Source organism: Cellulomonas hominis (genome assembly GCF_901521055.1).
Classification (GTDB): Bacteria; Actinomycetota; Actinomycetes; order Actinomycetales; family Cellulomonadaceae; genus Cellulomonas; species Cellulomonas endometrii.
This window is the reverse complement of the sequence record NZ_CABEGA010000084.1, coordinates 63,122-89,101: the sequence shown is the minus strand read 5'-3', so window position 1 is coordinate 89,101 and position 25,980 is coordinate 63,122. Positions and strand designations below refer to the sequence as shown.

Below are 25,980 nucleotides of genomic sequence, written 5' to 3'. Positions count from 1 at the left end.
GCGCGCAGCAGCAGGGGGACGGTGCCCGCTGGGCCGGCCGCGGCCCCCGCGACCGGCCCAGCGGGCACCGTCCCCCTGCTGCTGCGCGCCGCCCTGCTCAGCATCGGCGTCGTCCCCGCCAGCATGGTCGTCGAGCCGATCGGCGCGGCCGGCACCGTGCCGATGCTGCTCGCGCTGCTGCTCGGCGCGTTCTGGGTGACGTCATGGGCGTGGGGCCTGCACGACCCGGTCCCGGCCCGGCACCCGGGGCGGATCGCGGTCGGCGCGCTGCTGCTCGCCTCGGTCGCCTCCGCCGCCGCCCTCTACGTCGGGACGACCGGCGGCAGCACCGACGTCACCCGCGCCGCCGGCGAGCGGTGGCTGCTCCTGGTGCTCGCCAGCGCGGCGCTGATCACCGTGTGCGGCGAGTGCGTGCGCAGCCTCCCCGACCTCGCCCAGTGCGTGCGCGCGCTGCTGACCGGGGCGTTCGTCTGCTGCCTGGTCGCGCTGGTGCAGTTCCTGCTCGCCGTCGATCCGGTGGACTGGGCGCCGTACCTGATGCCGGGGTTCACGGACAACGGCGGCAGCACGCCGTTCCAGCCGCGCGGGTCGCTGGTGCGTGTGGCCGGGATCGCGTTCTCCCCCATCGAGCTCGGCGTCGTCGCGGCGATGCTGCTGCCGCTGTCGCTGTGGCGGCTCGTCTTCGACCGGGTCGGGCGCCCCTGGGTGCGGTGGACGCAGACCGTCGCCCTGGTCCTGGCCGTGGCCGTCAGCATCTCGCGGTCGGGGATCCTCGGGCTGGCGGTGGCGCTCGCGGTCGCCGTGCCGTTCCTGCCGCGGACGGCCCGGCGCTGGGTCCTCGTCACCGCCCCGGTCGCGGTCGCCGGCCTGTTCCTCGCCGTGCCGGGGCTGCTCAGCACCCTGGGCGGGGCGCTCGGGGCCGACAGCTCCGACCCGTCCATCGCGACCCGCCTCGACAACTACCCCCGGGTCGTGGCGATGTTCGACGCGCACCCGTGGCTCGGCCTCGGGCCCGGCAACTACATGCCCGAGGACGCCCTGCACATCCTCGACAACCAGTACCTGAACTCGCTGGTGACGATGGGCGCGGTGGGGGTCGTCGCGACCGTCGTCTACCTGGTGCTGCCCGGTGTGGCCGGCCTGCACGCCGCGCGGACCGCCCGGTCGGCGAGCCTGCGGTGCCTGGCCGGCGCGCTGGCGGCGGGCACCCTCGCCGGCGCGGTGTGCTCGCTGACGTTCGACTCCCTGTCCTTCCCCGTCTTCGCCCTCACGTTCCCCGCTCTGGTGGGCCTGTCGGGGGCAGCATGGATGCTGGTGCGCCGCGAGGAGGAACGATGGACCCGACCGACGTCCTGAGGGTGCTGTGGCAGCAGCGCCGCTACGTCCTGCCCGCGGTGCTCGTGGCGCTCGCGGCCGTCGCGTACGTCTACCAGCTGGCGCCCCGCACCTACGAGTCGACCGCGACGTACGCGCTGGTCAACCCCGCGGTGCCCACCGAGGAGGAGCTCGAGGCGGACCCGGAGCTGGCGGCCGTGGACAACGACAACCCGTACCTGCGGTCGGCCGACACGAACCTCGTCACCGACGCGCTGATCGCGCGGCTGACCGCGGAGTCGACGGTCGCGGCGCTGGAGGCCGCGGGCGTCGGCACGGACTACGGGGTGGGCCCGGGGGTCGGCGGCAACGGCTTCGTCGTGGACATCACCGGCGTCGGGTCCACGCCCGAGGAGTCGGTGGCCACGACGACCGCGATCGGGGCGGTCCTTGCCACGGAGCTGCGGGCCCTGCAGCAGGTCAACGGCGCCGACGACCGCTACCTGTTCACGGCGATCCCGCTCGCCACGCCCGACGGGGCGACCGAGCAGTTCTCCAGCCGGCTGCGGGCGGTGATCGTCGTGCTGCTGGGCGGCGGCGTGCTGGTGTTCGCGGCGGCGTCGTTCGGACGGTACCGCCAGCTCGCCCGGGACCGCGCCCGCGCTGCGCCGGCGGATGGTCGCCGAGACCATGACGGCCACGTCCTGCTCCCGCACCCCCGCGAGGAACGCGGCGAGCCCGTCCCGGTCCAGCGCGCGCTCGTCCGAGTGGCTCGGGCACCGCATGTCGGCCGTGCGGGGCACGTCCCGGTCCCGAGCCTCGACCGCGTCGACGAACACGCCGTACAGCACCATCTCCGAGACGTGCAGCTCCCGGCCGACCGCGGTCGCCCACGGCAGGCCCGTCGCCTGCTCCACGCGGGACAGCATCCGGCGGACGACCGCCGGCTCCCACGCGCAGGGCCAGCAGATGTAGTCCGGCCGCACCGGCGCGGCGGACGGCGGCAGGCCCAGCAGCCGCCGCGCCGTGTCGTCCCAGAGCATGTGGCGTGGCATCCGCGCGGACACCGCACCGTCCCGGCGGTACAGCGGCACCACCCCGTCCGGCGCGAAGGTCGCCGCCCCGAACGGCCGGACGAACGCGAGGTCGGAGTCGGCCAGCAGCACCAGATCCTCGCCCGCGCCCGCCACGGCGGCGAGCTTCACGATCTGCTGCGCGACCCACCCGCGCACCGGGGGCAGCGGCCGGCGCGGGTTCACCCACACGTTCAGCCGCGGGACCTTGCGCAGCTCCCGCGGCACGACGTCGCGCACGTCCAGCACCGCGGTCCGGCCGCTCGCGAGCGGGCCGAACAGCCCCCGGTCGGCGGACGGGACCACGATGGCGTGCCGGACGTCGGGCGGCGCGAACCGCAGCACCGAGCGGTTGAGGTCGACGCAGAGCTCGTGGTCCGGGCGGTAGCTGGGGGTGAGCACCAGCATGGACGGCGCGCTCATCGCGCCCCCGCCGCCCGGACGCCGGCGGTGCCCCGCACGTGCTGCTCGACCAGCTGCACCAGGCGGGCCTGCGAACCGGCCCACGACCGGCCGGCGACGCTCGCGGACACCTCGGCCGCGTGCCCCACGGGGTCGGGGTGCCGGACGGCCGCCGACAGCGCCTCGGCGACCGCGCCGGGGGTCGGGGCCGCCCACAGCACGTGCGGGTTCGGCAGGTCCGCGCGGGCGTCGGGCGCGTCGTTGACGACCGGGACGGTGCCCGCGGCGAGCATCTCCTCCGCGACGAGCGAGATGTTCGTGAAGGACATCGCCAGCCCGGCGAGCGTCGTGCCGTACAGGGCGTTCAGCTCGGCCGGCGCGAGGCCGCCGTGGCGGGTCACCGGCACGGTCAGGTCCCGCACCGGGTCGCCGTAGACGTGGATCTCCTGCTCCGGGTGCCGTGCGTGGAACCGCTCGAGCGCCAGCCGGGCGAGGTCGTACCCGCGCCGCGCCACGTCGGGCTTCGCGTACAGCACGACGCCGTCCCGCCGGGTGGTTCCGGACGGTCGGTAGACGTCGGTGTCGCAGCCGAACGGGACGACGTCCACGTCGGCGCCGAGCGCGCGCAGGTGCCCGGCCACCATCTCCCCGAGCGCCAGCACGCGGAAGCCCAGCCGGTAGGACTCCTCGGCCAGGGCGTGCTGGGCGCCCCGGGGGTAGAACCACGGCTCGTAGTCCTGCACGAAGTACAGCCGCCGCATGGGGTCGGTGCCGCGGCGCGCGAGCACGTGCGCCGACTGCCAGGAGGTCGCCACGCACGCGTCGACCCCGTGGACGCCGTCGGCGACGTCGCGCACCTCCGCGCGGACCGACGGCCAGCCCTGCCGGATCACGGCGGCGCGCTCGCGCACGTCCCCGCCGTGCCGGTCGTACAGGTAGAGCACGCACCGGTGACCCGCGTCCTCGAGCGCCGTGACCATGCGGAACATGGTGGTGTGCCCGCCGGACCGCGCCCCGGGCGGCACCGTCAGCCAGCCGATCGTCAGGGGGCGCCCCGCCGCCGGCGGGACGTCGGGCTCCGCCCGCGCGGCGCCGGCGGCGTCGGCGACGTCCCGGGCGAGCAGCGGGAAGTCGAGGGACGCCGCGCCCGTGCGCTGGTACAGCCGCGCGGCGACGCGCTGCGCCGTCTCGTGCGGGCCCATGGCGCGCACCCGGCGCGCGGTGGTGACGAGCCGGTGCGGCTGCGACCAGGCGCTCATGCGGGGATGCCCTCCCGTCCGCGGGTGTAGGTGCCGGTGCGCTCCCACCGCCGGACCCGCCGCACGTCGTCCGCGCGCACGAGGGCCGCCCGCGCGAGGCCCGTGACCCGCTGCACGGGCCCGGACGTCCCGTCCAGCGCCGCGTCGAGCCGCGCCCACGCCGCGGTGCTCCCCAGGCCCGGGTCGAGCTCCAGCGCCCGGGCCATGAGCGCGCGGACCCGCGCGGGGTCGCGCCGGCCGCGGTCGACCTCGTACCGGCACGCGCGCAGCACCTGCCGCACCAGGGCCCGGTGCGCGGCCGCGCGCATCTCCGCCATCCCGGGCACGTCCGCGGCGGCGCCCCCGGCCAGCTCGGCGAACACGGCCACGCGCTCGCCGAAGTCGGTCGCGTCGTCCACCTCCCGCGCGGACAGGCTGGCGGGGTGGTCGCGGTGCCACGCCTGGTCCGCCCCGCCGACGTGCGCGACGTCCGCGAACGCGGCCAGCCGCAGCCACATCTCCATGTCGTGCGCGTGCGCGAGGGGGCGCTGCCCCCCGGCCCGCGCGACGACCGCCCTGCGCATGAGCACCTCCGGCGAGGTGATGACGTTGTAGCCGTCCACGCACCGGTCCCGCAGCCACTGCCGGCCCGGCCACACGGTCCACCGCGTCACGCGCGTCCGCGCCGGCGGCGGCGAGGCGGTGAAGTGCAGCGGGTGCCCGTAGACCAGCCCGACGGACGGGAAGGCCCGCGCCACTGCGACCGCGCGCGCGAGCGACCCCGGGGTCAGCAGGTCGTCGGCGTCCAGCCGCACCAGGAACTCCCCCGACGCCCGCGCCAGCCCGTCGTTGAAGGTCGCGACCGGGCCGCGGTTCGCGGGGTGCGCCAGGACGGTCACGCGCGGGTCCGCCGCGGCGAGCCGGTGGGCCACGCCGAGCGAGTCGTCCGTCGAGGCGTCGTCGACGACCACCACGTCGACCTGCACGCCGTCCTGCAGCAGCGCGCTGCCGACGGCCTGCGGCAGGAACCGCCCGTAGTTGTAGCAGGGCACGACCACCGTCACGGTCGTCCCCCGCGTCGCCGTCGGGCGCGGGCGCACCCGGACCGTCCGCCGCACCCCGGCCCCGTCGGCGCCCGCGGTGGTCGTCGCACCGGCGCCCGCGGTGGTCACGGCACCGGCGCCGGGTCGGGTGCGCCCACGGCCCCGCGGGCGCGCCGTGACGCCCGGAGGTCACGGAGCAGCGGCCGGCCGACGAGCGCCGCGTACACCAGCGCGCCCGCGAGCCCGCCGAGCAGCAGGCCGGGCACCGGGCCCTCGACCAGGCGGGACACCAGCAGCGCCGCCGCGACGGTCGGCGGCGCCGCGACCAGCGGCAGCCACGTCGCCGCGGCCAGGCCGCGCAGGTCCGCCCCGCTGCGCCGCACAGCGACGAGGTACAGCGGCAGCACCACGGCGAGCGCGACGGCCACGTGCGCCCACCCGACGCCGGCGGAGCCCCACCACCGGGCACCGAGCACCAGCGCCGGCACCAGCACCACGAGCCACACCACCTGGATGCCGAGCACGGGCCGGGTCGACCCCCGGGCGATCAGGTACGTGGCCATGAGGTCGAACAGCACGCGCACCGCGCCGAACGCGGCCAGGGCCGTCAGCGCCGCCGCGGCGGGGAGCCACCGGTCGCCGTAGAGCAGCACCACCACCTGGCCGCTCAGCACCCCGAGCAGGCACGCCACGGGCACCGCACCCGCCCACGTCAGCCGCACCGCCAGGGACAGGCCGCCGTCGGCCCCGGCGCCGGCGTCCGCCGTCGCGCACGGCTGCGCCACCAGACGGGACACCGCCAGCGCCATCGGCCCCCACCCCGCCAGCACGAGCGCCAGGGTGACGACCGTGCCCACCACCAGGTCGACCAGGCCGGTCGCGAAGATCTCGCGCTGCTGGAAGTCCCGCTGCATCCGCGCGTACGGCACGACGCCCGCGGCGGACACCACCAGCGTCACGGCGAGCACCGCGATCACCGGAGCCGCCTGCTCGCTGCCCAGCGCCCGCGCCACGGGCTCGGCACCGAGCGCCATCGCACCGGCCAGCAGGACCCCGGACGCGAGGCTCAGGGTCGCGACCGTCGGCTCCAGCCGCCGCGGGTCCTTCGATCGCACCAGGTCCGCGCTCAGCCCCAGGTCGACCACCGTCACCAGCACCCCCTGGACCGCCAGCGCCAGCGCGAACACGCCGAAGTCCTCCGGGGCCAGCAGCCGCGCCAGCACGATGCCGACCAGCACGTTCCCGAACCGCAGCACGAGCCCGCCGGCGCTCCCCCACGCCAGCCCGCGGCCGACCTGCCGCCCCAGCCCCGGGGCGCCGGTCATGCCGGTCCCCCGCCGCGCGCCGCTGCGGCCCGCCCGGACCGTCCCGGCCGCGCCGCCGCGAGCCGCTGCCGGGCCAGCGCGAGCTTGAACTTGCTCACGTCCACCGCGCACCGCAGCAGCGCGTCGCGCCGCACCTCGGGGCTGGGCCGGCGCGCGACGGCGTCCGCGTACACCTCGTCCTGCCGGCGCGCGGCCGCCCGGAGGCTGTACGTGTCGAGCACGACCCGGCGGCCCAGGGCCCCGCGGTCCGCCCGCGCGCCCGCGTCGGCGAGCAGCAGCCGCAGCGCGTCCTCGAGCTCACGCCCGTCGCCGGGGCCCTCGCACATCCAGCCGTCGTGCAGGAACCCGTCCAGGGTCGCGCGCTCCAGCGGCACCCAGTGCCCCCGGTCGCCCTGGACCACCACCGGCTTGCCGAACGCCATGCCCTTGAGCACCGAGCTGCCCATGCCGAGCACCACGTCGGCGGCGTCGTAGGCGGGCCGCGGGTCCAGCAGCTGCCCGGCCACCACCACCACGGGCGCGCCGGCCGCGGCGTTCACGGCGGCGGCGCGGTCCTCGACCCGGCCGGCCGCCGGGCCCGTGCCGACCACGAGCAGCCGCACCGGCACCTCCGCCGCGAGGCGTCCCACCACGTCCACGGCTTCCAGGACGCCGCCGACCTTGCCGAGGTCCGTCGACAGCCGGCCAACCACTGTGACCACCAGCTCGTCCGGCGCGATGCCGAACGCCGCCCGCGCGTCGGCGCCGCCCGCGCCCGGGGTGTTCAGGTCGGTGTCGATCGGCGGCTCGATCAGGTGCACCCGGTCCCGCACCGCGCGCTGCTGCTCGTGCAGCCGCCGGGTGCCGACGACGAGCGGCTCGTGGCGCGGGATGTGGTCCGGGACGTCCATCGACAGCACGGTGGTGACCAGGGGGGTGCCGAGGCTGCGGTGCGGCCCGAAGGCGAGGTCCAGCGACGGGCCCCACTCGTACCCGTGGACCAGGTCGACCCGGCGCTCCGCCACCAGCTGCTCGAGCGCCGCCATGTTCCGGCGCGACGGCCACCGCCCCTCCTGCGGGGCGCGGAAGTACTCCAGGCCGAGCTCGCCGACCAGCGCCACCAGGTCGCCGTCCGGCCCGAACAGCACCACGTCGTGCCCGTCCAGCGCCGCCTGGTGCGCGAGCTCGACGGCGTTGATCTGGCTGCCGCCGACCTCCATCACGCCCGGGTACACGAGGATCCTCATCGCCGCTCCCGCCCGTTCACGCGACCGCGCGCCGCAGGGCGTCGACCACCCGGTGCTGCTGCTGCGGCGTGAGGTGCGGGTGCAGCGGCAGGGACAGGATCCGGCGGGCGGCCGCCTCGGCGACCGGGAACGCCCCCGGCCCGAGCCCGAGGTGCCGGTACGCGCCGGTCAGGTGCACCGGCGTCGGGTAGTGCACGCCCGCGCCGATCCCCGCCGCGTGCAGGGCGGTCAGCACCCGGTCGCGGTCGTCGACCTGCACCACGTACAGGTGCCAGACGTCCTCGTTGCCGTCGGCGCTGGCCGGGGTCCGCACGCCCGGGACGTCCCGCAGCAGCTCCGTGTACGTCGCGGCCGCGGCCCGCCGGCGCGCGTTCCACGCCTCCAGCCGGCGGAGCTTGGCCTCCAGCACCACGGCCTGGACGGTGTCGAGCCGTGAGTTCATCCCGACGACCTCGTGGTCGTACTTGCGCGCGCTGCCGTGCGCGGCCAGCACGCGCACCGTCCGCGCGACGTCCGCGTCGTCGGTCGTGACCGCCCCCGCGTCCCCGGCCGCACCGAGGTTCTTGCCGGGGTAGAAGCTGGTGGCCGCGGCGAGCCCGGCGCTCCCCGCCGGCCGGCCGTGCCGCCGGGCGCCGTGGGACTGCGCCGCGTCCTCGACCAGCGGCACCCCGGCGTCGGCGGCGGTCTTCGCCAGCTCCTCCACCGGCGCCACCTGCCCGAACAGGTGCACGGGGACGACCGCCCCGGTCCGGGGCCCGACCGCCGCGCGCGCCGCGGCGGGGTCCATGAGCAGGTACCGGGGGTCGACGTCGACCGGCACGGGCACCGCACCGATCCGGGACACCGCCTCGGCCGTGGCGACGAAGGTGTTGGCGGGCAGCACGACCTCGTCGCCGGGTCCGACGCCGACCGCACGCAGCGCCAGCTCCAGCGCGTCGGTGCCGTTCGCGACGCCCACGCAGTGCTGCACCCCGGCCGCGGCGGCGTACGCCTGCTCGAAGCGCGCGACCGCGGGCCCGCCGATGAACGCCGTCGTCGCGAACACCTCGTCGAGGCCCGCGCGCACCTCCGTCTCCACCTCCGCCTGCTGCGCGGCCAGGTCGACCAGCGGGATCCTCACACCGCCACCGGCCTCTCACCGAGGGACCCGGTCCGGCGCCCCGCCGCCCCGTCGCCGGCAGACGCGCCGCGCACCGGGCGCGCGGGGACCCCCGCCCACGTCTCGCCGTCAGGCAGGTCGGTCAGCAGCGCCGCGCCCATCCCGAGGGTCGCCCCCGCCCCCACCCGCACGCGCTCCCGCACCGCCGCGTTCATCCCGAGGTACGCCCGCTCGCCGACCACCACGCCGCCGCCGAGCGACACCCCGGCGGCCAGGGTCGCGAAGTCCTGGACGCGGTCGCCGTGGGTCAGCGTCACGTGCGGCATCAGGACCACGTGCGCCCCCACCCGCACCCCGGCGGTCAGGACGACGCCCGCGAGCAGCACCGACCCGGCGCCCACCGTGCACCCCCGGGGGACCTCGGCCGACGGGTGCACGACCGTCGCGTACCGGTCCGCGCCGACGCCGAGCGCGGCCAGTCGCCCGACCAGCGCGGCGCGCGCGGAGCCGTGCCCGACGCAGACCAGCACGTCGACGTCCGTGCGCCGCGCCAGCACGTCCGGCGCGCCGAGCACGGGCACCCCGTCCAGGTCCTCCCCGGCCCGCTCCGGGTCGTCGTCGACCACGCCCGCCACCTCCAGGGCGCCGCGCTGCCGGGCCACCGCGACCACCTCGCGGGCCAGGCCGCTCGCCCCGACGAGCACCAGCGGCCGACCGGCGGCGCTCACCGGGCCGCCGATCGCAGGGCGTCGACCACGCGGGCCTGCTCCGACTCCGACATCCGGTGGAACAGCGGCAGGATCAGCGTCCCGTCCGTGAGGCGCTCGGTGACGGGGAGCGCGGCGGGTCCGTGGTCGCCGGACCCGTACGCCGGCTGACGGTGCGCGGCCATGATGCCCCGGCGGGCGGAGATGTCCGCGGCGGCCAGGTGGGCGAGCAGCGCGTCGCGTCCCATCGGGAAGCCGGGCGCCACCTCGACCCAGTAGGACTGGAAGTTCGACGTGCCCCAGGGCGGGTCCGCCACGGGCCGGAGCCCCGGCACCTCGGCGAGCTGCTTCGCGTACACCGCACCCAGCGACCGGCGCCGGTCCACCGCCTCGGGCAGCCGGCCCAGCTGCACCAGCCCCACCGCCGCCTGCAGGTCCGTCATCCGGTAGTTGAAGCCCACCTCGGCGTACTCCTCGGCCGGGGCCAGCACGCTGGCGTGCCGGTCGGCGGCGGACACGCTCATCGCGTGCTCGCGCAGCCGGCGCGCGCGGGCCGCCCAGTCGGACCGCGACGTCGTGACCATCCCGCCCTCACCGGTCGTGAGGATCTTGCGGGGGTGGAACGACCAAGTCGCGATCTCGGCGCGCTCCCCCACCGGCCGGCCCCGGTAGGTCGAGCCCGCGGCGCACGCGGCGTCCTCGACCACGACCACCCCGCGTGGGTCCGTCACCGCGCGGATCGCGTCCAGGTCCACCGGCACGCCGCCCTGGTCGACCGCGATCACCGCGCGCGTGCGGTCGGTGAGCACGGCCTCGACCGTCGCGGCCGTGAGGTTGCCGGTCGCGGCGTCCACGTCCGCGAACACCGGCCGCGCGCCCACGTAGACCACGGCGTTGGTCGTCGCGATGAACGAGAACGACGGCACCACCACGTCGTCGCCCGGCCCGACCCCCGCCACCACGAGCGCGAGGTGCAGCGCCGCCGTGCACGAGGACACGGCGACCGCGTGCTCGGCGCCCTGCGCGCGGGCGAACGCGTCCTCGAACGCCGCCACCCGCGGGCCCTGGGCGACCCACCCGGACTCCAGCACCTCCGTGACCGCGGCGACCTCCTCCGCGCCGAGCCACGGCTGCATGACGTGGATGCGGCTCATCGCGCCACCGCCCGCGCGCCGGTCCCCGCGCCCGCACGCCCGGCCGCGACCGCCTCGCGCTGCGGCCGCCACCAGGCCACCAGCTCCCGCAGCCCGTCCTCCAGCCCGACCCGCGCCTCGAACCCGAGGTCGCGGCGCGCGGCGGACGTGTCCGCGAGCCGGCGCGCCACGCCGTTGACCGCGCGCTCCGGTCCGTGCTCGACGGGCAGGTCGCTCCCCATGGCCCGCAGCAGCGCCTCGGCCAGACCCAGCAGGCTGGTCTCCGTGCCGCTCGCCACGTTGTAGACGCCCTCGACGACGTCCGAGCCGGCGGCCAGCAGGTTCGCGCGCGCGACGTCGCCGGCGAACACGAAGTCCATCGTCTGCAGGCCGTCCCCGAACACCAGCGGCGGCAGCCCGTCGGCGATCCGCTCCATCCAGCGCACCAGCACCTCGGTGTACAGCCCGTGCACATCCATCCGCGGCCCGTAGACGTTGAAGTACCGCAGCAGCACGTAGTCGAGCCCCGACATCGCCCGGAAGCTGCGCGCCATGCCCTCGTTGAACGACTTCGCGGCGCCGTAGAACGTGTCGTTGTTGTGGTGGTGGTGCCGCTCGCCGGTCGGGAACTCCTCGGCCAGCCCGTACACCGACGCGCTCGACGCCGCGACGAGCTTGCCGACCCGGTGCTCCGCGGCCGCCTCCAGCACGGTGAACGTCCCGTCGACCAGCACCTCAAGCGCGAGGCGCGGCTCCTCGGCGCACTGCGTGATCCGGATCGCGGCCTGGTGGAACACCACGTCCTGGCCGCGCACCAGGTCGTGCACCGTGTCCCGGTCGCGGATGTCCCCCTCGACGAGCTCCACCCGGCCGGTGGCCAGCGCCGCCGCGAGGTTGTCCCGCCGCCCGCGCACCAGGTTGTCCAGCACGACGACGTGCCCCGCACCCGCCGCGAGCACCTGGTCGACGACCGTCGAGCCGATCGTCCCCGCGCCGCCGGTGACCAGGACGCGGGTGCCGTCCAGCGCCGTCACGACGCGACCCCCGGGCCCACGGGCAGCGCGGCCGGCTGCGTGACGACCGGCTGCGTGACGACCGGCTGCCGCACCACCGGCACCGTCCGGCCGCCGTCGGCCAGGCTCAGCGACGCCGACTCCAGCACGTCCAGCACGCGCAGCCCGGCGTGCCCGTCGGTCTGCGGCGCCCGGTGCTCGCGGATCGCGGCGCCCAGCTCGGCCACCATCACCGACAGCGCCTCGCGCTCCTGCAGCGCCGGCGCCCACGCGTCGCCGATCCGGTACGACACCGTCGCCTCGGTGCGGTCCGGCAGGCTCTGCCCGAGGTCGACGCCCCGGTCGTAGACGGTGAGCCGCTGCTGCGGCGCGAGGTCGTCCCAGACCAGCGTGCGCCGGCTGCCCCCGACGACCATCCGCCGGATCTTGGTCGGGCTCAGCCAGTTGACGTGCACGTGCGCGATCGCGCCGCCGGGCAGCGGCAGCGTCAGGTACCCCACGCAGGCGTGCCCGACGTGCAGCGGGTCCCCGCCCTGCGCCGCGACCCCGGTCGGCAGCAGCCCGCCGGGCAGCACGAAGTCGAGGACCGACAGGTCGTGCGGCGCCAGGTCCCAGAACACGTCGACGTCCGGCTGCACGATGCCCAGGTTGATCCGCACCGAGTCGACGTACTGGATGTCCCCGAGCGACCCGTCGGCGACCAGCTCCCGGATCTTGCGCACCGGCGCGGTGTAGCAGAACGTGTGGTCGACCATGAGCACCCGGTCGACCTCGGCGGCCCGGGCGACCATGCGGCGAGCGGCGGCGCCGTCGTGCGCGATGGGCTTCTCGACCAGCACGTGCTTGCCGGCGTCCAGCGCGGCCAGCACCAGGCCGACGTGGGTCGCGGCCGGCGTGGCGACGGCCACCGCGTCGACGTCGTCCCGGGCGAGCAGCGCGTCGGTGGAGGTCAGGACGTCGACGGTGCTGCGCGGCCCGGCGACGTGGCGGGCGCGTCCCTCGTCGAGGTCGCAGACCGCCACGAGGTCCCAGCCGGGGGCCGCGCGGAAGTTCCGTGCCAGGTTCGGGCCCCAGTACCCTGCGCCGATCACCGCGACCCGGAGCGGATCCGTCATGACGGCCTCCTTCGACAGCGCCAGCGTGGTCACCCGAAACGGACATGTCACGCAAATCGGGACATTTCACCCACTCGACGGGCGGGCCCGGGCGGCCGTAGGGTCCGGCTCATCCCCGACGCGTCCCCCGCCGGGAGCCCCCCGAGCACCGGGAGCCCGCATGGACGACGCCGCCGCGGCCACCGGGAGCGCCCTCCCGTCCCCGCAGATCGCGCCCGGCGCCGACGTCGACGCCCGCGCCACGGTCGGCCCCGGCACCCGGGTCTGGCACCTCGCGCAGGTCCGGGAGGACGCCGTCGTCGGCGCGCAGTGCGTCATCGGGCGCGGGGCGTACGTCGGCCCCGGGGTGCGCGTCGGCGACCGGTGCAAGATCCAGAACCACGCCCTGGTCTACGAGCCGGCGGTCCTCGAGGACGGCGTGTTCGTCGGGCCGGCCGTGGTGCTCACCAACGACCTGCTCCCCCGGGCGGTCAACCCGGACGGCTCGCTCAAGACCGCCGACGACTGGCACGCCGTCGGCGTGATCGTCCGCGAGGGTGCGTCCGTCGGCGCGCGGGCCGTGTGCGTCGCGCCGGTCGTGGTGGGCCGCTGGGCGCTGGTCGGGGCCGGGTCCGTGGTGACGCGCGACGTGCCCGACTTCGCGCTCGTCGTCGGCTCCCCGGCCCGGTGGGTGGCGTGGGTCGGCCGGACCGGCGAGCGGCTGGCACCCGCCGGGCCCGGCCGGTGGCGCTGCCAGGCGACCGGCGAGGAGTTCACGGAGGCCGACGGCAGGCTGCGGCCGGCGCCGTGATGACGGCGGAGTAGCAGCGCGCATACCACTCAGCGGCACCACCTACTCGACCACCGTCACCACTCAGTGGCCGCGCTGTCACCACTCAATCGCGCGGCCCGCAGCCCGTTCTCCCCCGTTTCCGCCCGAGCGTGCCGAGGTCCGTGCCCTGCGTGGGCAGGCGCCCGCGAGCCCCGCGCCGGATCCCACCACGCGCTGCGTGTGAGCGGGCTCACCCACGGCTGAGTGGTGGACCTCCGCTGCACTGGACGTGTTCCCCCACCCCGCCTCGGCTCCGTCGAGGCCTGCGCCCGGAAAGGGCACGATGAGCACCCACATCACGACCACGCAGCCCGTCGACGACCGCAACCGCCGCCGCAAGGCGTTCGTCGCCTGGGGCGCGCTCGCCGGCGTCGCCGCACTCGCGACCGCCGCCGCGTTCACCGACATCGCGCGCCTCAACATCGGCGCGAACGGCATCGGCGGCGCCGAGAGCTCGTACAACATCCAGGTCGGCGCCACCGACGCCGCGGGCGAGTTCGTCCCCGGCTGGCAGGAGGCCGACGCGCCCGCCGGCGTGCCGATCGCGCTGTCGGGCGCCGACGCGGTGTTCCCGGGCTCCGACCCGGTCAGCGTCACGATCCCCGTGCGCAACGACTCCGCGACCTTCGACTCCTCGCTGAGGCTCAGCCTCGAGCAGCTCGCGGACGACGCCGGCAACGGGCGCGTCACCGACGCGGACTACCTGGCGAGCCTCCGCTTCGACGTGGCCATGCCGGCCACCGCCCTCGACGCGGCCCCGGTGCTCACCCAGGACCTCACGTTCGCGGAGGTCGCGGCCCTGGAGCTCAACACCCTCGGCGCCGACGAGGAGAGCACCGTCACCCTCTCGGTGCGCCTGCTGACGCAGGAGCAGTCGGAGGCGTCGTACGACGACAACTCCCTGAGCGGCAAGGGCGCGTTCCTCCAGGCGCGCCTCGACGGCTCGTCCGTCTGACCCAGCACCCCCACGGTCGGCCGGGCGTCCTGACGACGCCCGGCCGCCGTCCCTCGCACGTCCCCCCCAGCCGAGAAAGGCCCCGATGCGCCCGCCGTCCCTCCGCACCGCTGCCCGAGCACTGCCGCTGTGCCTGCTCGTCGGCATCACGGCCGCCCAGGTGGTGCGCACCGACGACGTCCGGATCGAGTTCGACGGCGTGACGTTCGCCCTCGAGGTCGCCGGCAGCACGAGCCCCGGCTGGGAGCCCGCGCCGTCGGACTGGCGCCCCACCACGGGGACCTGGACCCTCGGCCTGGCCGACGACGTGCTGGAGCCGGGCGCAGCGCTCGACCTCCGCGTGGCGGTCCGCAACGTCTCGGGCGCCCCCGCCGCCGTCGTGGTATCGCTCGCCGACCCGGACCCCGCAGCGGGGGACGTCTTCGGCGCGCTGGACGTCACCGTCAGCGAGTCCGGCCGGACGCTCGCCTCGGGCCCCGCGTCGTCGCTGCGGGTGGCACTGCCGGACCTGGTGGCGCCCGACGCCGCGGACGAGCGGGTGCTCGACGTGCGGGTGACCACCCCCGACGGCGCCGGCTGGTCCGGTGCCCGCACCGGCGTCCAGCTGGTCGTCGAGGGGACGAGCCGATGAGCCGCCACCGCGCGCACCGCGGGCCGGTCCGGCGCCGCGCGCTCGCCCTGGGCGGCGTGGCCGCCGTCGTCGCCGTCGCGCTGGGCACCGTCGTCACCTCCGCGGCCTTCACCGACGCGGCCGAGGCCGACCTCGGGACCGTGGGCGGCTCCTACGACATCGCCCTGGTCGACGCCGAGGGCACGGTCGTGCAGGGCGACCCCGCGCCGCTGGTGCTCACCACGGTCGTCCCCGGCCCCGGCGGCGCGCCCGCGGTCGAGGTCGACGCCGTCACGACCACCCCCGCGACCGGCCCGGTCGTCCTGAGCCTCACCAACGCCCGCCGCGCGCCGCTCCCCGCCGACCCCGGCGTGCCCGGTCCGGGCGCCGACCCCTACGACGTCGCGCTGTTCACGGTGACGGTGGACGGCACCCCGGTCGTCAGCGCGGTCCCCGCGGCGGAGCTCGCGCCCGTGCGGATCGACGGCTGGGAGACCGGCGTCGTCCGGACCGTCCAGGTGTCGGTGACCCTGCCCGACGCCGTCGGCAACCCGTACCACTACGGCCGCGCGATGGTCCTGGGCCTGCAGCTCGACGGGAGCACCTCATGAGCACGATCACCGCGGGGCTCGCGCTCGCCCTCGCCGGGACGCTCGCGCTGACGGGCACCGGGCCGGACGCGGAGACCACCCTCGTCGAGGGCACCACCTCCACCGCCCGGCTGGAGGTCCCGTACCCGGGGCACACCACGTCGTTCGACGTCACCGCGCGGCCCACGTCGTCGGACCCGGTGGAGCTCGCGCTCGTCGTCGAGGGCGCCGGCCCCCTGGCGACGGGACCCGACGCGCTGACGCTGACCCTCGCCGACGCCACCGGGACCGTCCTCGCCGAGGGCACCGCCGCCGCGCTCTCCGCGTCCCCCATCGCGCTGGGCAGCCTGCACGAGGAGCCCGTCACGCTGCACGGCACCGCCGCGCTCCCCGCGACCGCCGGCGACGACGTCCAGGGCGCCGGCCTCACCCTCACCCTGCGCCTGATCGCCACGCAGGACGGTCCGGGCCTCGCGCCCGGGCCCGTCGCGGTGACCGGTGACCTGGCCGTCACCGGGCCGCAGCTCGTCGCCGCCGCCCTCGCCGCCGTGCTCGTCGGCATGGGGGCCCTCCTGCTCGCCGCCCGCCGCCGCACCCGCTCCGAGGAGGAGTCATGAGCCGCACCGGCACCCGCCGCGCGCTGGCCGCTCTCGCCACGCTCGTCACCATCGGCGCCGTCGTCACCGTCGGCACCACCACGGCCGCCTACACCGACCGGGCCGCCGCGACGACGGAGGTGTTCGACGCGCCCACCACGCGGTTCGTGCCGCAGCAGACGTACATCGTCGGCACGGCCACCGCGGTGCAGGACGACGGGACGATCGCCATCTGGGGGAACCGCGGCTTCGGGCTCTCCGGCACCGGCCAGCAGACGGTGGCGAACGACGCCCCGGTCACCCTGCTCACACTGCCGTCCGACGGGCACCCGTCCGCGCGGCGCAGCGCGATCAAGGTCGCGGGCACGAGCCTGGACAACTTCTTCGCGCTCGGCGAGCACCACCTCGGGCTCGCCGCGCTCTCCGACGACGGCCGGGTCTACACGTGGGGCGGCAGCCAGGTCAACCACATCATGGGCCGCACCGGGGCCGTGCCGTTCAACCGGCCCGGCCAGGTCGCGATCCCCGGCACGGTCGTCGACCTGGTGTCCTCCGCGTCGGTGTACATGGCCCTGACCTCCACCGGCGACCTGTACACCTGGGGCGACGCGCAGGCCCGCGGTGCGACCGGCCAGGGCACCCTCACCGCCTCGAGCGCCACGCCGACGCGGATCCTCACCGGCGTGCACTCCATCGGCGCCGGCGTGTGGAACGGCTGGGCCATCCGCGGCAACACCGTCGCGGGCGACCCCTCCGCAGGCGTGCTGTGGTGGGGCGCGGCCAACCTCGCCTCGTTCGCCGGCGACCCGTCCGGCGACAACAAGGGCACCTTCCTGGGAGCCCCGACCCGGTCCGCCGCGCTGTCCGCCTACACGACCTCCGGCTGCGAGGCCGTCGGGGTGGTGGCCGGCTCGCCCGAGGACACGTGCGGCATCCGCTCGCTCACGGGGCACTACTACGGCAACCAGGCGGTGCTCGCCGACGGGGCCCTGCTCACGTGGGGCACCGGCGCCCAGTGGGGCACCGGCCGCCCTTCGGGGAGCTTCGCGGTGAACAACACGCCGACGCGCGCCGACCTCGGTGCCGGTGTGGGCGCCGTCTCGGTCGCCACCACGCAGGACTACGTGCTCGTGCACGGCACCGACGGCTACGTCTACGTGTACGGCCGCTACTCGATGGGCACCGGCCCGCACCCCACCACCGGGGCGGCGTCGACCGCGAACATCCGCACGCCGACCCGGCTCACCGCGCTCGGGCAGGTCGAGGCGGTCGCCGGGTTCGGCTACTCCGGTGCGGCACTGCGCGCCGACGGCACGATCGTCCTGTGGGGCGGCAGCACTGACGGGCTCACCAGCACCAACAACCATCGCGCCGTCCGCAACGGCTTCGCGACGACCACCACCCCCACCGTCCCGGCCGCGGGCCTCACCACGCTGGTCATGCCGGGCACGCGGGCGGCGACGGCATGAGCCGCCACGTCGCGCCGCCCCGCGCACGCGCCCGCCGTCGGCCCACCCGGCGTCAGACCGTCGGCATCGCCGTCGTCCTGGCCCTGGGCCTCGCCGCCGGGATGGCGTTCGGCACCGCCACGACGGCAGCCACCCCCACCGACGCGGCACGGCTCGGCGTCGGCACCGGGGGCGTCGGGTCCGCCGACCCCTTCGACCTCGTCCTGGTCGACGCAGCCGGCGCCGCCCACGACGCCGCCCCGGGCACGGCGCTGCCGCTGAAGCTCCCAGGCGCCGACGCGCTCGTGCCCGGCCGCACCGTCGAGGCGACGGTCCAGGTCGCCAACAACCACCCCGCCCTGTCGGCCGCCCTCATCGCACGGGTCGGAGCCGTCCCGGTGCCCGGCACCCCCGACATCACGCCGCACCTCCGCGTCACGCTCCTGGACGCCGACGGCCAGGTGCTCCTGGGCGGCCCCGCCGGGCGGCCGCAGGACGGGGGCCCGCTCGGCGCTCCCGCCGGCCTCGCGGCCCTCGCGGCGCGCGGCGCTCCCCCCGTGACGCACGGGTCCCTGTGGATCGCCGGCGCCGACGGCTCCGCCACGGCGGTCACCGTCCGCGTCCACCTGCTCGACGTACCCGCCACCTCGGCCCTGAACGGCGGTCAGGCCAGCCTGACGATCCGGTTCGACGCGACCTCGACGGAGACGACCTCATGACACAGCTCGCAGCACCCGCTCCCGCACGGCCGACCCGGCGCGACCTGCGCGTCGCCACCGCCGCGCCGCGCCCCCGGGCCCGTCTCGCGCGGCGGGTGGCCCGGCGCGCCCAGCAGGTGCTCCTCAACGTCGCCGCGCTGCTCGGCGTGCTGTCGATCGTCGCGGTGGTCGTGTGCGTCGCGATGGGCATCCGCCCGGCCATCGTCGTGTCCGGCTCGATGGCGCCCGGGATCCCGGTGGGGGCCCTCACGGTCGCCCGTACCGTGCCCGCCGGGTCGGTCGAGGTCGGCGACGTCGTGACCGTGCCGCGCACCGACGGCGACGGGCTGGTCACGCACCGCGTCATCGAGGCCGCCCCCGCCGCCGACGGCTCGGCGAGGACCCTGCGGCTCCAGGGCGACGCGAACACCGAGCCGGACGCCCTGCCCTACACCGTCACCGAGGTCGGGCAGGTCCTGGGCTCGTTCCCGCACGTGGGCCGCGCCGTAGCGGCCCTCCAGCAGAACATCGTGGCGGTCGTCGCGGGGCTGCTCGTCCTCACCGCGCTCGCCACGTACCCGACCGGACGTCGCACTCACGCCTGAGCGCCACCGTGGACCGACCCGCGGCGGTCTCGACCGCCGCGGATCCACGAGACCGTGCCGGCGCGAGTCGAGGTCGCACGAATCCGCGGCGTCGCTGCAGGTCGCGCATCCCTCCTGCACTCTGAGTGGGACCTTGGTCCTGCCTTCTGCGGCCCTGCTCTTGCAGAGTTATGGGTAGCACCTGATGGGTGCGCGCCGGATGAACCGGGGCCCGCAGCGCGAGAGCACAGCTCCTGACGCGCCGGTCCCGCGCCCGGTCCGCACCGCACTCCGCGCACGCCGCGGATGCCGGCCGACCGGGCCGAACGCGTGCCGCCCCCCCTCACGTCGACTCGCCGACCCTGTGCCACCTCCTCCCGGTCGCTGCCTCCACTCTGTGGCGCGCGCCTCGGGCCGGGCCACGGGTGCGGCACAGAGCGGATTCAGCCATGGAGATGTCCTCCGGGGCCCAGCGCCCAGGCGGTCGCCGGCCTCGGCCACCGCTCGCCCGCGCACTCCGCGCGGCGATCGTCCTGGCGCTCCTCACCCTGACGACCTCGACCGCGGGCGCCGGGCCGGCTCAGGCGGTTGACGTCGTCGGCTACGCGCGGATCGGCGGCTGGACCGCGAGCGGCACCGTGGCGACCACTCGCCTGCCCGGCAACGGCGCGCCGTTCGGCGAGATCCGCTACAGCGCGCCGGGGCAGGTGGTCGAGCCGGCGGACGACGGGCAGCAGGCCCGGGCTTTCCCCTTGGTGTCCTCGCTGACCCCGGGCTGCATCACCGACCGCAGGACGGTGGGCCTCGTGTACGCGTGCGGCACCAGCACGGTGACGATCACGCTCCCGCGGAAGGTCGCGAACCCCGTTCTCCGGGTCGGCATCGCCGGCGGAGCTCGCGGCATCTTCGGCGAGTGGGGCTCCACCGAGAGCTGCGTGCACGCCTGGCCGGAGGCGACCGTCCGCGCCGTCAACGGCGCGGTGCCGGCCACGGCCGACGTGACGTTCCTGAACAGCACGAACCCCGCCGGCGGCTTCGCGGACAACGTGGTCACGCTCGCGCAGGACGACTGGCGGACGCGGAGCTGCGGCGACGGCAACGCCGCGGCGGTCAGGCTGCGGCTCAGCGGACTGGTCGACTCGATCACGATCGACACCACGGTGTACGAGCGGCTCACCCAGCTCTTCGGGACGTACGACGGTGGCCTCGCACCCGTGGGTGGACTCGGCATCGACATCGAGGTCCCGCGCGCGGACCTCGCCATGCAGAAGGGCGCGCCGGCCGCTGTCGACGCCGACGGCACGGCGACCTGGGACCTCGCGGTCGTCAACAACGGGCCGGCGGACTCACACGGCTTCGTCGTCCAGGACGCAGTGCCCGCCGAGGTCACCGACGCGACCCTCGTCGGCGCTCCGCCCGGTTGCGAGCTCCGCGGACGCGACCTCGTGTGCGCGCAGGCCCCCGAGTCCTGCACCGCGACCCAGAACCGCACCGTCGACACGTGGGCCGACCTGTCGTGCACGCAGCGCCAGGCGCCGACCGTCCCGGCCCTCGGCCACGGTCAGACCTCCCCCACGATCACCCTGCGCGGGACGGCGCCCCACGCGGCGGGCACCGTGCTGACCAACACCGCACGCGTCTCCGGCGCGGACGTCGACATGAACACCGCGAACAACTCCGCCACGGCGACCACGACGGTCGAGGCGCCGACGCTCGCGGTGCGCAAGGACGTCCCGGAGCGGGTGGACGCGCGGGACCAGTTCACCGTGCACGCCGCCGACCCCGGCGGCGCGACGGTCGCCTCGACCACGACCGCGGGCACCGCGACCACCGCGTCCAGCTCCCCGGTGCAGGTCCGCCGCGGCGACACATACACGATCACCGAGGCGGCGGCACCGGGCTCGGCGAGCCCCGCCGGCCGGTACCAGGGGAGCCTGACGTGCGTCGACGACTCCACCGGCGCGCCGGCGCCGACGCAGCCCGCCGACGACGGGTGGACGTTCGTCCCCGCCGAGAACCACCCCTACACCTGCGCGGTCACCAACACGCCCGCGCCGGAGGTCACCGTCCGCGTGGCCAAGGTGGGCGAGAGCGCCGACGGCGAGGTCGTCCGGATGGCGGGGTCCGGCTTCGAGGTGCTGGCCGACGACGACGGCCGGGCGGGCGACGCGCTCGCCGACGCCGTCGAGACCGCGACGGGCACCTTCGAGATCGCGGAGCTCGTCCCGGGCACCTACTGGCTGCGCGAGACGGTCGCGCCCGACGGGTTCGCCCTGCTCGCCGAGCCCGTGCGGTTCACCGTCTCCGCCGACTCGCAGGTGTCGCTCACCGACCCGGCATCGGCCCCGCAGGTCACGGCGGACGGCGACCTGCTCACCGTGCACGACGTCCCGAGCTACGCCCTGCCGGAGGCCGGCGGGACGGGCCCGGGGGTGCTCACCGTGGCCGGCGCCGTGCTGCTCGCAGCCGCGCTGACCCTCACCACCGTGCGGACGCGTCGCGTCCGTCGCACCACCCCACAAGGAAGCAGGAACGACGCATGAAGGCACGACACCTCCCCGGTGGACGGGCGGTCCTCGCGGCCGGGACGGGCATCGCGATGCTCGCCCTCGCCGCGGGTCCGGCCACCGCGGCACCCGTGATCGACCCCGCGCAGCGCGGCTCGATCACGATCCACAAGTACGAGCAGCCGGACGACCCGACGCAGCTGCCGCACGACGGCACGCTGCTCACGCCGCAGCAGCTCGGTGGCCTGGAGCCGATGGACGGCGTGCAGTTCACCGTCCAGCAGGTCGACCCGGCGCAGTACGACCTCACCACGAACGCCGGCTGGTCGGCCCTCGAGGGCCTCACGCCCGCGGCTGCCCGTGGCGACCTGGGTGGCCACTCGACGACCGTCACGACCGCCGGCGGTGGCACGGCCACCGCGGGGAACCTCCCCCTGGGCGTGTACCTCGTGACGGAGACGGTGTACCCGGCGGGCGTCACGCCGTCGGCCCCGTTCCTCGTCACCGTCCCGCTCACGGACCCGACGAACCTGGACACCTGGCTGTACGACGTGCACGTCTACCCGAAGAACTCGGTGACGACGTCCACCAAGACGGTCGACGACAGCGAGGGCACCACGATCGGCGACACCGTCGAGTTCACGATCACGGGCGACATCCCCGACCTCGCGGTCATCGACGGCTACCAGGTCGTCGACCAGCTCGCGGCGGCGCTGCGGTACGAGAGCGCCACCGTGACCCTGGCCGGCGGCCCGGCGCTCGACGCCGGCGACTACACCGTCACCCACGACGCCGGGACCGTCACCGTGCGGTTCACGCCGGCCGGCCTGCTCACCCTCGCGGCGAACCCCGACGCGCAGGTCCAGGTCGTCCTCACCACCACGGTCCTCACCGCCGGTGAGATCCTCAACGAGGCGGCCGTGTACCCGAACCTGCCGAGCTTCACGATCACCCCGGGTGAGCCCGGCGGCCCGATCGTCACGCCCGAGGTCGTCACCAAGTGGGGCAACCTCACGCTGCAGAAGGTCGACGGCGAGGACGACACCGTCCTCCTGCCCGACGCGGAGTTCCGCGTCTACCTCACGGAGCAGGCCGCCCGCGCTCAGACCGGTGCGCTCAGCATCGACGGCGTCAGCTCCTGGACCACGGACGGCGACGGCCTGCTGACCATCTCGGGCCTGCGGTACTCCGGGTGGGCCGACGGCGTCGCAGTCGCCCCAGGTCAGCCCGGCTACCAGTCCTACTGGGTGGCCGAGGTCAAGGCGCCGGACGGCTACGAGCTGCTCGCCGCCCCGATCGAGTTCACCGTCGACGACGTGGACACCGCGATCGACCTCACCGTCGAGAACGTCGCCGGCAACGGCGGCTTCACGCTCCCGCTGACGGGTGCGGCCGGGACGGCCCTGTTCGGGTTCGCCGGGGCGCTGCTCGTCGTCGGCGCGACGCTGCTCGCCCTGCGCTCGCGCAGGCAGCGGGTCACCGTCGGAGCCTGATCAGCACCGGCGCGGGCCGGGGACGCACCGTCCCCGGCCCGTGCCGCGCTGCACGCCGATGCTGAGACCCCGCGCCCACGCCCGCCGCCCTGCCACCGTCGCCCCGCCCCGACGCCGCCCCGGCAGGTGGCAGGCCGTCGTCGTCGGCGTCCTCGCATTCGCCGGGGTCGCCGTGCTCGTCTACCCCACCGCGGCCCGCTGGTTCACCGACCGCGCCCACGAGCGCGAGGTCACCGGCTACGTCGACGCGGTCGCCGAGCTGCCCGACGTCGCCCGGCGCACGCTGCTCACCGAGGCCCGGGAGTACAACGCCGACCTCCCCCGCGGACCGCTGCGCGACCCCTACACCCTGGGGCCCACCGGGGAGCAGCAGGCCGCCCGCGGGGAGACCGACCGCTACGACCAGCAGCTCCGGCTCGGGGACGACGGTGTCATGGCGCGCCTGCGGATCCCCGCCATCGACGTCGACCTGCCGATCCGGCACGGGACGTCCGCCCAGACGCTCGCCGAGGGGCTCGGCCACCTGTTCGGGACCTCCCTGCCCGTCGGGGGACCGGGCACGCACGCGGTGCTCACCGGCCACTCCGGCCTGGTCGACGCCACGATGTTCGACGACCTCGGCGCGCTCGGCCTCGGCGACACGTTCACGGTGGACGTCGCCGGCGAGACGCTGACCTACGAGGTCGACGAGGTCCTCACCGTCCTGCCCGACGACGCCTCCGCGCTGCGCGTCGTCGAGGGCGAGGACCTGGTCACGCTCGTCACCTGCACCCCGATCGGCGTCAACACCCACCGGCTGCTCGTCCAGGCGCACCGCGTCACGGGGGACGCCACCGACGCCCCGCAGGGCGGGACGATCCCGGGCACCGGCGTGACGGCGGGGTTCCCGTGGTGGGCCGTGCTGCTCGCCGCTGGGGCGGCCGGCGCCACGCTGCTCGCCGTCGCGCTGCACCGGGGGTCGCGCCGCCGCCCGCGCCACGTCGACGGCTCCCGTCCCCGCACCCGCGCCCGTCCTAGGGGCCGCACCTGACCACGACCTCCGCGACGCGCGCGCCGTAGGACGTTGGTCCGTCCGGGGGACGTTCCCGCCGTGCTGGCCTGCGGTGACATACCGTTCCGACCGCAGGCCGCCGCACCCGACCGGGTCCACCTGCCGACCCGAACGGGGACCGCTCGATGCGCCGTCGACCTGCCGTCGTGACCCTCACGCTCGCCCTCGTCGGTGCGCCGCTGCTCCCGGCCGCGTCCCCCGCGCTCGCCGCGAGCCCCACGGCCGCCGTGACCTTCGCCGACACGCAGCTCACCATCGGGGAGACCACGACGGTCACCATGACGTTCTCCGAGGCCGTGACCGGGTTCACGCTCGCGGACGTCGTGGTCAGCGGCGGCACGATGAGCAACCTGACGACGAGCGACAACATCGTCTACACCGCGACCTTCACGCCGACCGCGAACCTCGACGCCACGACGGGCAGCGCCACGGTCGACCACTCGGGGGTCGCGGACGGCCTCGGCACACCGGGGACGGGGACGTCCTCGGCGACGGTCGCCATCGACACCCTGCGTCCGACGGCGTCGGTGGTCGTCGCGGACACGACGCTCCAGGCAGGCGAGACGTCGCTGGTCACCATCACCTTCTCGGAGCGCGTCACGTCGCTGGACCGCGGCGACCTCGTCGTCGCCAACGGGACGGTGAGCTGGCCGTCCAGCGCCGACGGCGGGCTCACGTGGACCTCCGAGCTGACGCCCGCCGCCGATGTCGACGACCCGACGAACGTCGTGACGCTCACGAGCTCCGGCGTGATCGACCTCGCCGGCAACGGCGGGACCGGCACGACGACCTCCAACTCCTACGCCGTGCGCACCGTGCGGCCGACCGCGACCGTCATGCTGGCGGACACCGCTCTGCGGGCCGGCGAGACCAGCACGGTGACCATCTCGTTCACCGGCGCCGTCTCCGGCTTCACGAACGCCGACCTCACCGTCCTCGACGGCACGATCACCCCGGTGGGCAGCACCGACGGCGGGGTCACGTGGACGACCACGTTCACCCCGGCGTCCGGCGTCGAGGCCGCGGGACGCGTCCTCACCCTGGACCTCACCGGGGTGCTGAACGCGGCCGGCAACGCCGGCGTCGGCACCGTCAGCTCCGGCCCCTACGCCGTCGACACCCGCCGACCGACCGCGACGGTCGCTGTGGCGGACCCCGTCCTCGGCATCGGCGAGAGCACGCCGGCCACGATCACGTTCTCGGAGCCGGTCGCGGGGTTCTCGGCCGCCGACCTGGTGGTCACCGGCGGCACCGTCAGCGCCCTCAGCACGGCCGACGGGCAGGTGTGGACGGCGACGTTCACCCCAGACGCGAACACCGAGACCACGACGGCGTCCGTGCGTGTCGACCTGACCGGCGTGGTCGACGGTCTGGGGAACGTCGGCTCGGGCGTCACCCCCTCGGCGTCGTTCACGGTCGACACCGTCGCACCGACCGCGACCCTCGCCCTCGCCGCGGCGCGCGTCACCGGTCCCACGACGCTGACCGTCACGTTCTCCGAGCCGGTCACCACGCTGACCCTCGCCGACCTCACCGCCACCCGCGGCTCCCTCTCGGCCCTGGCCACCGCCGACGGCGGCACGACCTGGACCGCGACGTTCACCCCCGACGCGGGCGTGTCGGCGGCGGCGGTCGTCGTCGGGCTCGACCTGCCGGGGATCACCGACGCGGCCGGCAACCCCGGGGTCGGTGCGGTGCTGTCGGCGCCGTTCGCGGTGGACACCGCGGCGCCGGCCCCCGCCGTTCCCGCCCCCGCCGTGCCGCTGCCGGCCGCGCCCGTCGCGGTCGTCCTGGCGCCGTCCGCCGCGACCCCGGCCGTGGCGGCACGCCCGCTCGCCGCCACGGGCGCCGAGGTGCTCGCGCTGCTCGGCTCCGCTGCCGCGCTCGTGGGTGCGGGCCTCGCGGCGCTGCGCCTGCGCGGACGGCGGACCCGCCCGGGCACGCGCTGA

The 25,980-nt window shown here is 76.2% G+C and carries 22 protein-coding genes and 1 pseudogene; 13 read left to right on the top strand and 10 right to left on the bottom strand.

All coding sequences use genetic code 11. The annotated features are described in order from the left end of the window. A partial coding sequence (locus KJP73_RS18120) for an O-antigen ligase family protein (protein WP_213284272.1) occupies positions 1 to 1,356 on the top strand: 1,356 nt, incomplete at its 5' end. 785 nt (positions 1,357 to 2,141) lie between these two features. On the opposite strand, the pseudogene KJP73_RS19415 reads toward KJP73_RS18120, so the two are convergent. From KJP73_RS19415 to KJP73_RS18075, 10 genes and pseudogenes are all read right to left on the bottom strand, one after another. Further along, positions 2,142 to 2,795 (bottom strand): annotated as a pseudogene (locus KJP73_RS19415) (DUF6492 family protein); the annotation flags it as partial. 11 nt (positions 2,796 to 2,806) lie between these two features. Continuing rightward, positions 2,807 to 4,048 (bottom strand): rhamnosyltransferase WsaF family glycosyltransferase, encoded by a 1,242-nt coding sequence (locus KJP73_RS18115; protein WP_213284271.1) that lies wholly within the window; start codon positions 4,046 to 4,048, stop codon positions 2,807 to 2,809. Next, positions 4,045 to 5,199: a glycosyltransferase family 2 protein gene (locus tag KJP73_RS18110; RefSeq protein WP_213284270.1), complete on the bottom strand. Its 1,155-nt coding sequence runs from the start codon at positions 5,197 to 5,199 to the stop codon at positions 4,045 to 4,047. Before KJP73_RS18110 ends, KJP73_RS18115 begins: the two co-directional genes overlap by 4 nt. Beyond that, positions 5,196 to 6,395, bottom strand: coding sequence for an oligosaccharide flippase family protein (locus tag KJP73_RS18105; RefSeq protein WP_213284269.1), 1,200 nt, complete (start codon positions 6,393 to 6,395; stop codon positions 5,196 to 5,198). The genes KJP73_RS18110 and KJP73_RS18105 overlap by 4 nt, the downstream gene beginning before the upstream one ends. Continuing rightward, positions 6,392 to 7,621: a glycosyltransferase family 4 protein gene (locus KJP73_RS18100; RefSeq protein WP_213284268.1), complete on the bottom strand. Its 1,230-nt coding sequence runs from the start codon at positions 7,619 to 7,621 to the stop codon at positions 6,392 to 6,394. Before KJP73_RS18100 ends, KJP73_RS18105 begins: the two co-directional genes overlap by 4 nt. 16 nt (positions 7,622 to 7,637) lie before the next feature. Then, positions 7,638 to 8,741 (bottom strand): DegT/DnrJ/EryC1/StrS family aminotransferase, encoded by a 1,104-nt coding sequence (locus KJP73_RS18095; protein WP_349628346.1) that lies wholly within the window; start codon positions 8,739 to 8,741, stop codon positions 7,638 to 7,640. Continuing rightward, positions 8,738 to 9,448: a NeuD/PglB/VioB family sugar acetyltransferase gene (locus KJP73_RS18090; RefSeq protein WP_213284267.1), complete on the bottom strand. Its 711-nt coding sequence runs from the start codon at positions 9,446 to 9,448 to the stop codon at positions 8,738 to 8,740. The genes KJP73_RS18095 and KJP73_RS18090 overlap by 4 nt, the downstream gene beginning before the upstream one ends. Then, the gene (locus tag KJP73_RS18085) at positions 9,445 to 10,581 is read right to left on the bottom strand and encodes a DegT/DnrJ/EryC1/StrS family aminotransferase (RefSeq protein ID WP_249669522.1); all 1,137 of its coding nucleotides are present in this window, start codon (positions 10,579 to 10,581) and stop codon (positions 9,445 to 9,447) included. Before KJP73_RS18085 ends, KJP73_RS18090 begins: the two co-directional genes overlap by 4 nt. After that, entirely contained in the window at positions 10,578 to 11,594 is a 1,017-nt protein-coding gene (locus KJP73_RS18080) for an NAD-dependent epimerase/dehydratase family protein (protein WP_213284266.1), read from the bottom strand. The genes KJP73_RS18085 and KJP73_RS18080 overlap by 4 nt, the downstream gene beginning before the upstream one ends. Beyond that, entirely contained in the window at positions 11,591 to 12,688 is a 1,098-nt protein-coding gene (locus KJP73_RS18075; protein WP_213284265.1) for a Gfo/Idh/MocA family protein, read from the bottom strand. Before KJP73_RS18075 ends, KJP73_RS18080 begins: the two co-directional genes overlap by 4 nt. 160 nt (positions 12,689 to 12,848) lie before the next feature. Between KJP73_RS18075 and KJP73_RS18070 the strand changes: the two genes are divergently transcribed. The 12 genes from KJP73_RS18070 to KJP73_RS18015 all read left to right on the top strand — a co-directional run bounded on the left by KJP73_RS18070 (position 12,849) and on the right by KJP73_RS18015 (position 25,980). Next, the gene (locus tag KJP73_RS18070; RefSeq protein ID WP_213284264.1) at positions 12,849 to 13,478 is read left to right on the top strand and encodes an acyltransferase; all 630 of its coding nucleotides are present in this window, start codon (positions 12,849 to 12,851) and stop codon (positions 13,476 to 13,478) included. 304 nt (positions 13,479 to 13,782) lie between these two features. Then, positions 13,783 to 14,454: a hypothetical protein gene (locus tag KJP73_RS18065; protein ID WP_213284263.1), complete on the top strand. Its 672-nt coding sequence runs from the start codon at positions 13,783 to 13,785 to the stop codon at positions 14,452 to 14,454. Between the two features lie 85 nt (positions 14,455 to 14,539). Next, complete coding sequence (locus KJP73_RS18060) at positions 14,540 to 15,085, top strand: hypothetical protein (RefSeq protein WP_213284262.1); 546 nt, start codon at positions 14,540 to 14,542, stop codon at positions 15,083 to 15,085. Then, on the top strand, positions 15,082 to 15,675 hold the full coding sequence (locus KJP73_RS18055) for a hypothetical protein (RefSeq protein WP_213284261.1): 594 nt from the start codon (positions 15,082 to 15,084) through the stop codon (positions 15,673 to 15,675). The genes KJP73_RS18060 and KJP73_RS18055 overlap by 4 nt, the downstream gene beginning before the upstream one ends. Then, a complete protein-coding gene (locus tag KJP73_RS18050) occupies positions 15,672 to 16,271 on the top strand; it encodes a hypothetical protein (protein WP_213284260.1) in 600 nt (199 codons plus the stop codon). The genes KJP73_RS18055 and KJP73_RS18050 overlap by 4 nt, the downstream gene beginning before the upstream one ends. Further along, complete coding sequence (locus KJP73_RS18045) at positions 16,268 to 17,719, top strand: hypothetical protein (protein ID WP_213284259.1); 1,452 nt, start codon at positions 16,268 to 16,270, stop codon at positions 17,717 to 17,719. The genes KJP73_RS18050 and KJP73_RS18045 overlap by 4 nt, the downstream gene beginning before the upstream one ends. Beyond that, positions 17,716 to 18,417 (top strand): hypothetical protein, encoded by a 702-nt coding sequence (locus KJP73_RS18040; protein ID WP_213284258.1) that lies wholly within the window; start codon positions 17,716 to 17,718, stop codon positions 18,415 to 18,417. Before KJP73_RS18045 ends, KJP73_RS18040 begins: the two co-directional genes overlap by 4 nt. Beyond that, positions 18,414 to 19,001, top strand: coding sequence for a signal peptidase I (locus KJP73_RS18035; RefSeq protein WP_213284257.1), 588 nt, complete (start codon positions 18,414 to 18,416; stop codon positions 18,999 to 19,001). The genes KJP73_RS18040 and KJP73_RS18035 overlap by 4 nt, the downstream gene beginning before the upstream one ends. 617 nt (positions 19,002 to 19,618) lie before the next feature. Continuing rightward, entirely contained in the window at positions 19,619 to 21,523 is a 1,905-nt protein-coding gene (locus tag KJP73_RS18030) for a SpaA isopeptide-forming pilin-related protein (RefSeq protein ID WP_213284256.1), read from the top strand. Continuing rightward, complete coding sequence (locus KJP73_RS18025) at positions 21,520 to 22,980, top strand: SpaH/EbpB family LPXTG-anchored major pilin (protein ID WP_213284255.1); 1,461 nt, start codon at positions 21,520 to 21,522, stop codon at positions 22,978 to 22,980. Before KJP73_RS18030 ends, KJP73_RS18025 begins: the two co-directional genes overlap by 4 nt. Positions 22,981 to 23,038: 58 nt before the next feature. Then, positions 23,039 to 24,010 (top strand): class C sortase, encoded by a 972-nt coding sequence (locus KJP73_RS18020; RefSeq protein WP_213284254.1) that lies wholly within the window; start codon positions 23,039 to 23,041, stop codon positions 24,008 to 24,010. A gap of 146 nt (positions 24,011 to 24,156) precedes the next feature. Beyond that, entirely contained in the window at positions 24,157 to 25,980 is a 1,824-nt protein-coding gene (locus tag KJP73_RS18015; protein ID WP_213284253.1) for an Ig-like domain-containing protein, read from the top strand.